We start from the raw sequence: 12,462 nt of genomic DNA, 5'->3' as shown, positions 1-12,462 counted from the left end.
ATCCTTTTGTCCGGCGGCGAGAATCGGTGGCCCATGGAGGTCGGTATCGTGGCGCGGAAGGGAAGCGAGCGCGCGGTGAGCCTCGCGGCGGACCTACGCGACGCGGTCGTCGCCGCGGGCGAGTCCGTCTGGCTCGACGCGGAGACGGCCGACGCGCTCGGCGAGGGGGACCGCGGGCGCTCCGTCGACGCCCTCGGCGGCGCCGACCTCGCCGTCGCGGTCGGCGGCGACGGAACGTTCCTCTTCGTCGCGCGCAACGCCGGCGACACCCCCATCGTCGGCGTCAACCTCGGCGAGGTGGGGTTCCTCAACGCTGTCCCCCCGGCGGACGCCGAGGAGGCCGTCGTCGCCGAGGTCGAGGCGTTCGACCGCGGGGAGCTGGACGTCCGGGAGGCGCCGCGGCTCGCGGCGCGGGCGGGCGACTGGACCTCTGTGCCGGCGGCGAACGAGATCGTGGTCCAGAGCGGCCGCCGCGGTCCCGGCGCCGGCGTCGACTACGAGGTCCGCGTCGACGGGAGCCGCTACTCCGGCGGGCACGCCGACGGCGTCCTCGTCGGGACGCCGACCGGCTCGACCGCGTACAACCTCTCCGAGCGGGGACCCCTCGTGAGCCCGGCGGTGAGCGGGCTCGTCGTGAACGAGATGGCCGCGGAGACGGGGATGCCCCCGCTCGTCGTCGACGTCGACGCCGCGGTCACGGTCGCGGTCGAGGGCGTCGCGGAGGCGGTCGTCGTCAGCGACGGGCGGAACAAGACGACCCTGAAGGCGCCGGTCGAGGTGACCGTCGAGCGGACGACCCCGCCGATGCGGATCGCCGGCCCCCCGTCGGACTTCTTCGAGGCGCTCGGGAAGCTCTCGTGAGTCGGTGACGCCGCCGCCACCGATCGCGCCCACAAAGCGTTTATTCCCCGGAGCGAACCGTCGGCCGTGAACCGTCGGTTCGTCCTGCTCGGATACGTCGCCGCGGGGGCCGCGGTCGCGGTCGCGGCGGCGGCCGCCTGGCTCGCCTCGCCGGCGGCCGCCCTCGCGCGGCTCTCGCTCCTCGCCGCCGACCCGCTCCGGTTCGGCGTCGCGCTGCTCGCGCTGACGGCCGTCAGACCGTTCCTGGCGTGGCCGACGACGCTGCTCGCCGTGGCGGTCGGCTTCGGGTACGGCTGGGTCGGCGTCCCGCTGGGCGTCGCGCTGCTGGTCGCGACGGCACTCCCGCCCTACCTCCTCGCGCGGACGGGCCATGTCCGGGCCCGCGGCGCCTGGCGGACCGCGGACCGGCTCTGCGACGCGGGCGAGCGGTTGGCGACGGCGACCGGCGGCGTCCGGGCCGTGACGGCCACCCGGCTGCTCCCGCTGCCCTCGGACGCGGTCTCGGTCGGGGCGGGCGCCTCGGGGATCCGCCCGCGACAGTTCCTGCTCGGGACGGCGGCCGGCGAGCTCCCGTGGGTGATCGTCGGCGTCGCCGTCGGGGTCTCGCTCGACCGGCTCGCCGCCGGCGACCTCTCCGCGGTCGACCCGACGGCGCTGGTCGCGATGGCCGGGGTCGGAGCGCTGCTGCTCGCCGGGCCGGCGTATCGGACACTGCGCGGAGAAGAGCCCGCGTCGACGGCGTGACCGTCTCGGCGGGCGGGTATCGGGCAGGTATCGGGCAGGTATCGGGCAGGGGATCGCGGTCGCGGTGGATCCGCGGCAGGGCGGTCGGGGCAGGCCGGTCGACCGCCGTAACTCAGCGGTCCCGGTCGGGACCGCGACGCTGTGCGGGACGTCGTCGACCGTCCGGCGGCGTTCGCGCCGCCGGGCGGTCGAAACGGGTCGTGTGCCTCTGAGAGGACCGATGCGAGCGTGCATTCCCCCGGTCCCCGATTCCCGGGAACCGTCCCAGCCCTGACCCCGAAGCCGCGGCGCCCCGCCGAGGGGGCCGGTCGAACGCGGCTTCAACGGGGGACCGGGGGAGCGCGCTCCGTCGGTCCGGTCGCCGTCGCTACGCGTTTCCGTCGTCTCCGTCGTCTCCGCCTTCGCCGCCTCCGCTCCCGCCGCTCTCCTCGTAGGTGACCTCGACCCCCCGCGGGACGGGGCGCAGGAGGTACGTGCCGTTCCCGCGCCGCACCGGCGCGAAGTCGGCGGTGAAGCTCGTCCGCGTGTTCTCGCGGACCTCGAACGACTCGTTGAACGTGAGCGGGGCGTTCCCCGGGAGGTCGACCTCGGTCTCGTCGCCGCCATCTAGGGTGCCGTCGACGTTCGAGACGTCGAGCTGGAGGAACTGATACGTACCGACCGCCAGCTCGCGCTCGTCGATCAGCTGCGTCTCGCCGTCCTGAAGCTGAACGAGGTCGGCCTCCTGCGGCTCGTCGAACTCGAAGTACTCGCGGCCGGCGGGCTCGTTCTCCTCGTCGCCGTCGGTCTCGTTGCCGTCGGCGGTCTCATTGCCGTCGGCGGCCTCGCCGTCGCTCATGTCACCGTCGTCGGTCTCGTTCCCGTCCGCGCCGCTCTCGGCGCCCTCCGGACCGAGCCAGATGCCCTCGACGGTGACCACGAGCGACTCGAAGTCGCCGATGTCGGCCGGCTGGTCGGTCACCCGCGTCGCGAGCGTCCCGGTCGCGCGGCCGACGCAGCCGGCAAGGCCGGCCGCGCCGAGCGCGGCGGCCCCGGTCGCCTGCAGGTACGTCCGGCGGTCGAGAGCGTCGAGGGCGGACGCGTCCGAGTCCGGCGTCCGGTCCGTCACGTTACGCCTCCTCCCCGTCGCTCGCGTCGGACCCGTCATCCTCGCCATCGCCGGCGCCGTTCCCGGCGACCTCGCTCACGGTCTCACCGAGGTCGTCGACGCCGCCGCCGAGGAACTCGTTCACGCTATCGAGGACCCCGCCGACGAAGTCCGGCACTTGGTCCGGGAGGTCGCTCGGCGGCCCCGCGTCGCCGGGCGCGTCGCCCGGCCCGGGTGTCGCCGCGACGGCGCCGGCGGCCGCGCCGGTCCCGATCAGTACCACCGTGGCCAGCGCCACGAGCAGCGTCGTTCGGATCGCGTTCATAGCGACTTCCCCTCGGCGCCCGACCCACTTCAATGACGCAAGCCGTTCAGCCGAATTGCGCCCGATTTAACTCGGTTTAATCACCGGAAGGCGCTCTGACGGGGTCGTTCGTCGAAAGAGTGGCGGCCACTCATAAAGAGCAGATCAGGGAGCCGCCGTCGGCGACGCGGCCGCGGATCTCGGTCGAGACGGGTCGGGTCGCGCGCGTCGAGTCGGCGCGGGCCGTGTCAGGGCTCCAGCCGGTTCGGGTCGCGCGGGAACATGATCGCCTCCTTGATGTTGTCGAGGTCGGCGACCTTCTGGACGAGGCGGTCGATGCCGAGCCCGTAGCCGCCGTGCGGGGGCGTGCCGTAGCTCAGCGCCTCGATGTAGAACTCGAAGTTGGCCGTCTCGACGCCCTCTTCCTCCATGACCTCGACCATGCGCTCGACGTCGTGTTCGCGCTGGCCGCCCGAGGAGAGCTCCTGGCCCTTGTAGATGAGGTCGAACTTCCGGGAGGCGATCTCGTCGTCCGGCACGTCCTGCATGTAGTAGAACTTCTCGTCGGGGTAGCCGACGACGAAGAACGCCGGGTGCCCCTGCTCCTCGAAGTGCTCGCCGAGCAGCTTCTCGCCCTTCGTGTCGAGGTCGGTCGGATCGTCCGGGAAGTGGCCGTACTCGGTTTCGAGGATGTCGAGCGCCTCGTCGAAGGTGATCCGCGGGAAGTCCTCTTCGGGCACGCCGAGGTCGACGTCGAGGAGGTCGAGCTCGCGCTCGGCGTCCTCGGCGGCCTCGCGGAGCGCGTACCGCAGCGACTCCTCCTGGACGTCCATCACGTCGTCGTGGTCGTCGATGTACGCCAGCTCCACGTCGAACATCGCGATCTCGGAGACGTGGCGGGAGGTCGCGAAGTCCTCGGCGCGGAACGCGGTCCCCGTCTCGTAGACGGCCTCGTAGCCGGAGGCCATCAGCATCTGCTTGTACAGCTGGGGGCTCTGCGAGAGGAACGCGTCCTTGTTGTAGTAGAGGATCGGGAACAGCTCCGCGCCGCCCTCGGCGCCGCCCTTCGAGATGAGCGGGGTCTTGATGTCGACGAACCCCTCGTCGTCGAACCACTCTTCCATCGCCGTCAGCAGCTTCGAGCGCAGGCTGAACACGGCGAGCGTCTCCGGCTTCCGGAGGTCGAGCGCGCGGTTGTCGAGCCGGGTTGAGAGGTCGACCTCGATGTCCTTCGAGATCTCCAGCGGGAGCGGGGAGTCGGCCTCGTCGATGACCTCGTACTCGGTCGGCGCGATCTCGACGCCGCCGGGCGCCTGGTCGCTCTCTAACGGCTCGCCCACGACGCGGACCACGTCCTCGGCGCCGACGTCCTGGACGGCCTTGAACAGCTCCGGCTCGCGCTCCTCCTTGAAGACGATCTGAATGAGCCCCTCGCGGTCGCGCACGATGAGGAAGACGAGGCCTCCCAGGTCGCGGATCTCGTGGACGTGGCCGGCGATGGCGACCTCGTCCGCGTCCGGTTCGACGTCCGACGTGTGGATTCGCTCGATCATGACGGTCTGCTTACGCGCAACTGGTCGGGCGTTCGGCATAGGCCTGTCGTCTCGCCGTCGGCGGAACGGGGCGGCCGCGGCCGCTCCGGTGGATTCTCGGGAGGAGTCGCGGCTCCGAAACCGCGTGTCACGTAGTAGCATAGCTAACGTAATTTTAATACGAAACCGATGGATTTGGGTATCGACGGCGCCTTCCGCGCCGCGGAGACCGATCATGACCCGTATCACCACCTCGATACTCGCGGACCGCGCGAGCGTCGCGTCCCCCGGGTGGATCGGGTATTCGGCTCCGGAGACACGGTCCGTCCCGCCGGCCGCGTGACGCGCGTCGGCTGGGGAGTTCCCCGCGGGACGGACCGCACCCCGACTTCTCCAGCCGTCGCTGTGCCGTCGAACCGCTGCCGACCGCCGGACGTGACCGTTCCCCCTCGCGAGCGACGGGTCCGCCCGCCGCGGCGGACCCGCGTTCGAGGCCGCGGACCGGTCCGCGCCGCGTTCGACTCGCGGCGAGGGGCTCATGGCGGCAGCCATCCGCACGCAGACGGTGGAAGCGACGGTGACCGTTCGCGTCTCGCAGGCGGCCAACGGCGACCTCGCGGCCGGCGCTCGGCGACAGCTGGAACGCGTCGACGGGGTGAGCGTCGAGGACCTGTCGATCGCCGGCCTCCAGCCGGGGCTCAACGACACGATAGTGGAGGCGGTCGCGACCCTCTCGGTCCCCGACGCGGACCGGCCGACCGAGCGCGTCGCCGACCGGCTGGCCGGCGGGTTCGGCGTCGAACCGGAACGCGTCGAGCGCGTCGAGCCGCCGGGGTGACCGGGGTTCGCCTCCCCTACTCGCCGAGTCGGTCACGCACCGCCCGCTCCGCGCGCCGGACCACGTCCCGGATCGGGAGCCCGGTCGCCTCGGCGACCGCGGCCGCGTCGTCGTACTCGGCGCTCACGTCGTAGACGTCGCCGTCGGCGGTCGACGCGACCTTCACCGACACCTCGCGGTCGTCGCCGTCGACCGAGAGGACCGCCGTCTTGAACTCGCGCTCGGCGATCCACCGGTGGTTCGCGCCGGACTGACGGACCCCGAGCGTCCCCGTCTCGCGGGCGAGCCGCTCCGCGACGGCCTCGGCGTCCTCGGGCTTGCAGATGGCCTTCACGAGGTGGCCCGGCCGCGACTTCTTCATCGTCGTCGGGACGACCGTCACGTCTCGGGCACCGGCGCGCGCCAGGGTCTCTTGGAGCCCCCCGAGCACCTCGGGCGAGGCGTCGTCGAGGTTCGTCTCTAAGACCGCGATCTCGTCGCGGACGAGCCCGCGCTCGGCGGGTGCGGCCGCCTCGTCGACGCCCGCCTCGCCCGCGTCACCGCCGTCGCCGACCAGGACGCGGAGGACGTTGGGGCGGTCGGGGAACGCCGCGTCGCCCGCCCCGTAGCCGTCGGCGTCGAGGCCGAGCCGGGGCGGCCGGTCGACGCCCTCGGCGACCGCCGCTAGTATCGCGGCGCCGGTCGGCGTGAGCAGCTCGCGGTCGACCGGGCCGCCGCCGGCCGAGAAGTCGGCGTCTGTCGCGATCCGGGTCGTCGCCGGCGCGGGGACCGGGTAGACGCCGTGGCTCGTCTCGACCTCGCCGCCGCCGGTCGCGACCGGCGTGGTGACGACGCGGTCGGGGTCGAGATCGTCGAGGAGGAGCGCCGCGCCCACCACGTCGGCGATCGCGTCGTCCGCGCCGACCTCGTGGAAGTGCGTCTCGTCGAGGTCGGTGCCGTGGACCGACGCCTCGGCGCGACCGAGGCGCTCGAAGGCGTCGAGCGCGACCGATTCGACCGCCTCGGGGAGATCCATGGACTCGACGAGCGCGACGACCTCGGGGTAGCTGCGAGTGACGCCGGCGCCCTCGGCGTGCGCGCGTTCGTGGGAGTGCTCATCGCCGTGAGTGTGGTCGTGCTCGTGGGGATGCTTATCATCGTCATCGCGCTCGCAGGCGTGACCGCGATCGCCGTCCTCGCCGTCGAGGAGCACGTCCACGGTCGTCGCTCGGATCCCGTTCCTCGTCGCCTCCCCGACCTCGTACCGGACCGGGAGCCGGTCGGTCACGGGCGAGAGGACCCCGGGGTCGGCGCCGGCCGCGATCAGCGCGCCGCAGACCATGTCGCCGGCGGCGCCGGTCCGGCCGTCGAAGACGAGCGTTCGCATGGCAGACCGGAGGCGATCGCGGGACAAATACCCCGTGGTCCGGGGGCGGCGTTCGAACCACCGCCGACGGGGGCGGCCGCTACGCCGTCTCGGCGGCCGCGAACAGGTACAGCTCGCCGATCACCAGGGCTCCGACCACCGCGAGCGGGACGACCAAGGCGCCGCCCGCGCCGAGCGCGTACAGCCCGAGGCCGAGGAGCGCGCCGGCAGCGAGAAAGGCGACGCGCGAGAGCAGCGACCGCATCGGGTCGGAGAGCGACTCGAACACGTCCGGAAATCGCCTCGAACGGACAAAAACCGTGCGCCGCGACCGGCCGCCGATCGACGGCGAAAACGCACGCTTACGACGGCGTTTTAAGTCGGGGCTCCGTACCGTGCCATATGATATCACAGTCCGTCGCGCCCGCCGATTCCCTCCGACGGATCGGCGGCGCCGACACGGGCAACAGGCTTATTCCCGAACCGGAAGGAGATACGAGTAACCCCCGCGAGGAACTATGAACGAAGTCCAACTCGAAGTGGCGAAGGCGTACCCGAACGACTCGGGGCGCGGCATCGCCCGACTCGACCCCGACACGCTGTTGCATCTCAAGCTCTCGCCCGGCGACATCATCGAGATCGAGGGCGCGGAGACCACCGCCGCGAAGGTCTGGCGCGCAGACCGGCAGGACTGGAACACCGACACGGTCCGCGTCGACGGCTTCACCCGCCAGAACGCCGACGTCGGCATCGGCGAGCGCGTCACCATCCGGAAGGCGGAGGCCGAGAAGGCCGACAAGCTCGTCTTAGCCCCGCCCGAGGAGGCGTCGGTCCAGTTCGGATCCGACGCCGCCGGCATGGTGAAACGCCAGATCCTCAAGCGCCCGGTCGTCGAGCGCGACATCGTCCCCGTGATGTCGTCGACGAACCACCCGTTCATGCGGTCTCCCGGGCAGGCGATCCCGCTGATCGCGGTCGAGACCGAGCCCGACGGCGTCTGTCTCATTACCGAGGACACCGAAGTCGAACTCCGCGAGGAGCCGATCTCCGGGTTCGAGAAGACCGGCGGCGGGATCACCTACGAGGACATCGGCGGCCTCCAGAACGAGATCCAGCGCGTCCGCGAGATGGTCGAGCTCCCGATGAAACACCCGCAGATCTTCTCGAAGCTCGGGATCGAGCCGCCGCAGGGCGTCCTCCTGCACGGCCCGCCGGGCACCGGGAAGACCCTGCTGGCGAAGGCGGTCGCCAACGAGACGTCGGCGTCGTTCTTCTCGATCGCCGGCCCGGAGATCATCTCGAAGTACTACGGCGAGTCCGAACAGCAGCTCCGCGAGATCTTCGAGGACGCGAAGGAGGAGAGTCCGAGCATCATCTTCATCGACGAGCTGGACTCGATCGCGCCCAAGCGCGAGGACGTCACCGGCGAGGTCGAGCGCCGCGTCGTCGCGCAGCTGCTGACGATGATGGACGGCCTGGAGACCCGGGGGCAGGTGGTCGTCATCGGGGCGACCAACCGCGTCGACAGCGTCGACCCCGCGCTCCGCCGCCCGGGGCGGTTCGACCGCGAGATCGAGATCGGCGTTCCCGACGAGACCGGCCGCAAGGAGATCCTCCAGATACACACGCGCGGCATGCCGCTCTCGGACGACGTGAGCTTAGATCACCTCGCCGACGAGACGCACGGCTTCGTCGGCGCCGACATCGAGAGCCTGACGAAAGAGGCCGCGATGAAGGCGCTCCGGCGCTACCTCCCCGAGATCGACCTCGACGACGAGGAGGTCCCGCCGAGCCTCATCGACCGGATGATCGTCAAGCGCGACGACTTCTCGGGCGCGCTCACGGAGGTGGAGCCGTCGGCGATGCGGGAGGTGCTCGTCGAGCTACCGAAGATCTCGTGGGACGACGTCGGCGGGCTCAACGAGGCCCAACAGCAGGTTCAAGAGTCCGTGGAGTGGCCGCTCACCTCCCCGGAGAAGTTCGACCGGATGGGCGTCGACGCCCCGAAGGGCGTGCTGCTGTACGGCCCGCCCGGCACCGGGAAGACCCTGATGGCGAAGGCGGTCGCCAACGAGACGAACGCGAACTTCATCTCGGTGCGGGGGCCGCAGCTGCTCTCGAAGTGGGTCGGCGAGTCGGAGAAGGCGATCCGGCAGACCTTCCGGAAGGCCCGGCAGGTGAGCCCGACGATCATCTTCTTCGACGAGCTCGACAGCCTCGCGCCCTCGCGCGGGCAGGAGATGGGGAGCAACGTCTCCGAGCGCGTCGTCAACCAGCTCCTCACCGAACTCGACGGATTAGAGGACATGGGCGACGTGATGGTGATCGGCGCGACCAACCGCCCCGACATGATCGACCCCGCGCTGCTGCGCTCGGGCCGGTTCGACCGCCTCGTGATGATCGGCCAGCCGGATCAAGAGGGCCGCGAGCAGATCCTCGACATCCACACCCAGGACACGCCGCTCGCGCCCGACGTGAGCCTCCGCGAGGTCGCGGAGATCACCGACGGGTACGTCGGCTCCGACCTGGAGGGGATCGCCCGCGAGGCCGCCATCGAGGCGCTGCGCGACGACGACGACGCCGAGGAGGTCGAGATGAAGCACTTCCGGCGCGCCATGGAGTCGGTGCGGCCGACCGTCAACGAGGACATCCTCTCGTACTACGAGGAGATCGAACAGCAGTTCGGCGGCGGCGGCGAGACGCTCCGCGACACCGGCGGCCGGGTCGGGTTCCAGTAGCGCCCGCCCGTCCCGGGTCCGGACGTCTCGTTCCGAACATCTCGTTCCGCGTCTTTTAACCCCGCCAGCGACCAAGCGGAAGCATGTCCCAGCCGCGCGTCCCGGGCGACGACGAGAAGGCGCTGGAGCTGCCCTGCGGGCGGACGATAGCGGCCGGCGAGCTGGACCTCGGGATGCGCGAGTTCGAGTGCGACTGCGGCGAGACGCACGCGGTCGTGATGGACGTGCATCCGCCCGAGCGGTTCCTCCCGGACTTCCTGGTCGAGGTGCTCCGCGAGGCGATCGAGACGACCAGCGAGGAGATGCCGGAGTTCGACACGCCGCACCTGCTCGGCGTGGTGTTAGAGGAGTTCCCCGAGTCCGTCGTCGCCCACGACGCCAGCGAGAACGCGGACGTCGGGTACGCGATGGCGTGGGTGACCGACTTCGACTCCCGACGCCTCCACGAGATCGTCGTCGAGCTCGTCGTCGAGCTGATGGAACACGCCGTGAGCCACGCCGACGACGACGAGGCGCTCTCGGCGTTCGAACGGGAGATGGTCGAGTTCGACGTGAGCGAGTTCGTCGAGCAGTACCGCGCCGAGCGCGACCTCGAGGCCGAGGACCCGTACGCCTGAGGACCCGAGAAGGGGTGCACGGTCGGCGACGGACGGTCGGCCGCGAACCGCCGAAACCCCGGAGAACGCTTGTCTCAGCCGCCGTGTCAGACGTTTGTCCGACTCCTGTCTCACTGAAGCATATACGTGCGGATACCGTACGTAAGACACATGAGCGCCGGCGAATACGACCGATACGACCGAATTCGCGGCGTGCTCGCCGAGGCCGACGAGCCGCTGACGGCGCGGGAGATCCTCGCGCTCGCCGACGAGTGCGAGGAGCTCGACAGCCCGCACCGCGTCGCGACCGTGCTCGGCCGGTGGGCGGAGCGCGGCGAGGTCGAGGTCATCGCGGACCGCCCCTACCGGTACCGGCTGGAAACGTGAGTGCCGGGTCCTGCGCCGGCCGGCGACCGCTCACGGCGGGAGACGGGCGGGCGTCGGGCCCCGGTCGCCGTCACGGCGAGACGATCAGGTCGAACCGGTAGACGCCGTCCCGGTACTCGAGGACGACGTTCCGGAAGTCGACCCGGTCCTCGTAGTTCGCTATCGGTTCGAGGTCCTCGGCGATACCGAGCGCCCCGAGGGCCTCGTCGAGCCTCTCCGACGGCGGCGCGCCCTCCTCGTAGCGGCGCGGCTCCTCGGCGATGGCGTCGTCCAACACGCCGGCCGCCGGCTCGGAGAGCCCGACCTCGTCCAGGTCGCGCTCGATTATCGCGTCTCGCGCGTACGCGGTGAACTCGCCACGCGAGTCGGCGATCTCGGCGATCGCGTACGTCCACTCCGGGACCTCGACCGTCCGTCGCTCGGCGACCGCCCGGAAGAACTCGTCCTCGTACTCCACGAACTCGAACGGCGGCGACGGGACGAGGGCGCTGGCCTCGGCGTCGAGTCCGTGGTGGAACTCGACCGCCTGGAGCTCGTCGAACTCGGGGTCGCCGAGGAAGCCGTCGTGGCCCGCGTACACCGCGTCGAGCGCCGCGTCGAGCACGCGCTCATCCTGGTCCGAGAGGTCGAACGGCTCACGCGCGACCGCCGCGTCGTCGGGCGGCGCCTCGTCGAGCCGTTCGAGCCCGAAGTGCCACCGCTCCCGTTCGAGGCGTCGTTCGTCGGTGATCCGGACCTCGTAGAAGGTCCCGTCGCGTTCGAGGAACGTCGGTCGCGGTCTGGTCTCGGTCCCCCACCTGTCGCGGCCGACGAGCGGCCACTGCCTGACGGTCACGCTGCCGGTGTCGAACAGCTCCGAGACGTACGCGGTCTTGGCTTCGGTCGTGAAGTCGACGCGGGTCGCGGCGTCGACGGCCGCGGGATCGGGTTGCAGGTACGGGCGTCCGACGGACGACAGGTCCAGTTCGTCGGCGATGAGCGCGTACGAGTCGAGGCTTCCCGAATTCAGACACCCGGCGGTCGCGGCGGTCGCGGCGGCGGCGCCGAGCAGTCGGAGGGCGCGGCGGCGGGAACAGGTCATACCAGTCACGGCGTTTTCGGTTTCGGGGTAAATCCCTTGCGGCGAGTTGCTCGGACCGACGGGCGGACGGTGACGCGGCGATCGAACCGGCCCTGACGGGTGGAGACGACGGGACGATACCGTTCCACGTGCCACGGTGTACCGACCACCGTGGTACGCTCTCACTTGCGAAAATCGAAAACTCGCTGCGAGATTCGTACTCTACCGCCGGCCTTATTACGATGAGCGTATTCCGTCCGCGTAATGAGCGAGGACCGGACGATTCTACTCATCGGCAGCGGACCGATCCAGATCGGACAGGCGGCCGAGTTCGACTACTCCGGCGCGCAGGCGTGTCGCGCCCTCCAAGAGGAGGGGGCCCGCGTCGTCCTAGTGAACTCGAATCCGGCGACGATCATGACCGACCCGGAGACCGCGGATCGAGTGTACATCGAGCCGATCACGCCCGAGGCCATCTCGGAGGTCATCCGGATCGAGGAGCCCGACGGCGTCATCGCGGGGCTCGGCGGTCAGACCGGACTCAACGTCACCGCGGAGCTCGCCGAGGAGGGCATCTTGGAGGAGTACGACGTCGAGGTGATGGGGACGCCGCTCGACACCATCTACGCGACCGAGGACCGGGACCTGTTCCGCCAGCGGATGGAGGACCTCGGGCAGCCGGTGCCGAAGTCGACGACCATCTCCCTGGACGAGGACGAGTCGGTCACCGACTTCGACGAGGAGTACTTCCGCGAGCGCGTGCAGGACGCGGTCGACGCGGTCGGCGGCCTCCCCGTCATCGCCCGCACGACCTACACGCTCGGCGGCTCCGGCTCCGGCGTCGTCGACGAGTTCGAGGAGCTCGTCGAGCGCGTCCGCAAGGGGCTCCGCCTCTCGCGGAACAGCGAGGTGCTGATCACCGAGTCCATCGCGGGCTGGGTCGAGCTGGAGTACGAGGTGATGCGGGACG

General features: G+C 70.8%; 12 protein-coding genes and 1 pseudogene. 7 read left to right on the top strand and 6 right to left on the bottom strand.

Features of this window, described 5'->3' with window-relative positions; genetic code table 11:
- The first annotated feature begins 33 nt into the window (after positions 1-33).
- Both SD626R_RS15155 and SD626R_RS15150 read left to right on the top strand, forming a co-directional pair.
- Entirely contained in the window at positions 34-861 is an 828-nt protein-coding gene (locus SD626R_RS15155; RefSeq protein ID WP_092567154.1) for an NAD(+)/NADH kinase, read from the top strand.
- A 66-nt stretch (positions 862-927) separates the two neighbouring features.
- On the top strand, positions 928-1,605 hold the full coding sequence (locus SD626R_RS15150; RefSeq protein WP_092567153.1) for a TVP38/TMEM64 family protein: 678 nt from the start codon (positions 928-930) through the stop codon (positions 1,603-1,605).
- Between the two features lie 367 nt (positions 1,606-1,972).
- Here the strand turns inward: SD626R_RS15150 and SD626R_RS15145 are convergent, their stop codons facing one another.
- The 3 genes from SD626R_RS15145 to aspS form a co-directional block, all read right to left on the bottom strand.
- A complete protein-coding gene (locus SD626R_RS15145) occupies positions 1,973-2,713 on the bottom strand; it encodes a DUF4382 domain-containing protein (protein ID WP_241996655.1) in 741 nt (246 codons plus the stop codon).
- A gap of 1 nt (position 2,714) precedes the next feature.
- Positions 2,715-3,017, bottom strand: coding sequence for a hypothetical protein (locus SD626R_RS15140; RefSeq protein ID WP_092567151.1), 303 nt, complete (start codon positions 3,015-3,017; stop codon positions 2,715-2,717).
- 227 nt (positions 3,018-3,244) lie between these two features.
- On the bottom strand, positions 3,245-4,549 hold the full coding sequence (gene aspS, locus SD626R_RS15135) for an aspartate--tRNA(Asn) ligase (RefSeq protein ID WP_092567150.1): 1,305 nt from the start codon (positions 4,547-4,549) through the stop codon (positions 3,245-3,247).
- A gap of 517 nt (positions 4,550-5,066) precedes the next feature.
- On the opposite strand from aspS, the gene SD626R_RS15130 reads away from it, so the two are divergent.
- Positions 5,067-5,366 carry a hypothetical protein gene (locus SD626R_RS15130; RefSeq protein WP_092567149.1) on the top strand — a complete coding sequence of 100 codons (300 nt, stop codon included), beginning with the start codon at positions 5,067-5,069 and terminating at the stop codon, positions 5,364-5,366.
- 16 nt (positions 5,367-5,382) lie between these two features.
- On the opposite strand, the gene larC is transcribed toward SD626R_RS15130, so the two are convergent.
- Both larC and SD626R_RS15120 read right to left on the bottom strand, forming a co-directional pair.
- Positions 5,383-6,732 carry a nickel pincer cofactor biosynthesis protein LarC gene (gene larC, locus SD626R_RS15125; RefSeq protein WP_092567148.1) on the bottom strand — a complete coding sequence of 450 codons (1,350 nt, stop codon included), beginning with the start codon at positions 6,730-6,732 and terminating at the stop codon, positions 5,383-5,385.
- Positions 6,733-6,811: 79 nt separating this feature from the next.
- Positions 6,812-7,000 (bottom strand): hypothetical protein, encoded by a 189-nt coding sequence (locus SD626R_RS15120; protein WP_092567147.1) that lies wholly within the window; start codon positions 6,998-7,000, stop codon positions 6,812-6,814.
- A gap of 229 nt (positions 7,001-7,229) precedes the next feature.
- On the opposite strand from SD626R_RS15120, the gene SD626R_RS15115 reads away from it, so the two are divergent.
- From SD626R_RS15115 to SD626R_RS15105, 3 genes are all read left to right on the top strand, one after another.
- Entirely contained in the window at positions 7,230-9,449 is a 2,220-nt protein-coding gene (locus SD626R_RS15115) for a CDC48 family AAA ATPase (RefSeq protein ID WP_092567146.1), read from the top strand.
- An 83-nt stretch (positions 9,450-9,532) separates the two neighbouring features.
- Complete coding sequence (locus SD626R_RS15110; RefSeq protein WP_092567145.1) at positions 9,533-10,066, top strand: DUF5815 family protein; 534 nt, start codon at positions 9,533-9,535, stop codon at positions 10,064-10,066.
- A gap of 150 nt (positions 10,067-10,216) precedes the next feature.
- Positions 10,217-10,432, top strand: a complete 216-nt coding sequence (locus SD626R_RS15105) for a hypothetical protein (protein WP_092567144.1) — start codon at positions 10,217-10,219, stop codon at positions 10,430-10,432.
- A 70-nt stretch (positions 10,433-10,502) separates the two neighbouring features.
- On the opposite strand, the gene SD626R_RS15100 is transcribed toward SD626R_RS15105, so the two are convergent.
- Complete coding sequence (locus SD626R_RS15100; protein ID WP_092567143.1) at positions 10,503-11,513, bottom strand: hypothetical protein; 1,011 nt, start codon at positions 11,511-11,513, stop codon at positions 10,503-10,505.
- A 243-nt stretch (positions 11,514-11,756) separates the two neighbouring features.
- On the opposite strand from SD626R_RS15100, the pseudogene SD626R_RS15095 reads away from it, so the two are divergent.
- A pseudogene (locus tag SD626R_RS15095) lies at positions 11,757-12,462 on the top strand (carbamoyl-phosphate synthase large subunit); the annotation flags it as partial.

Origin of the sequence: Halorubrum sp. SD626R (assembly GCF_001261915.1) — an archaeon.
GTDB lineage: Archaea > Halobacteriota > Halobacteria > Halobacteriales > Haloferacaceae > Halorubrum.
This window is presented reverse-complemented; position numbering and strand designations above follow the sequence as displayed.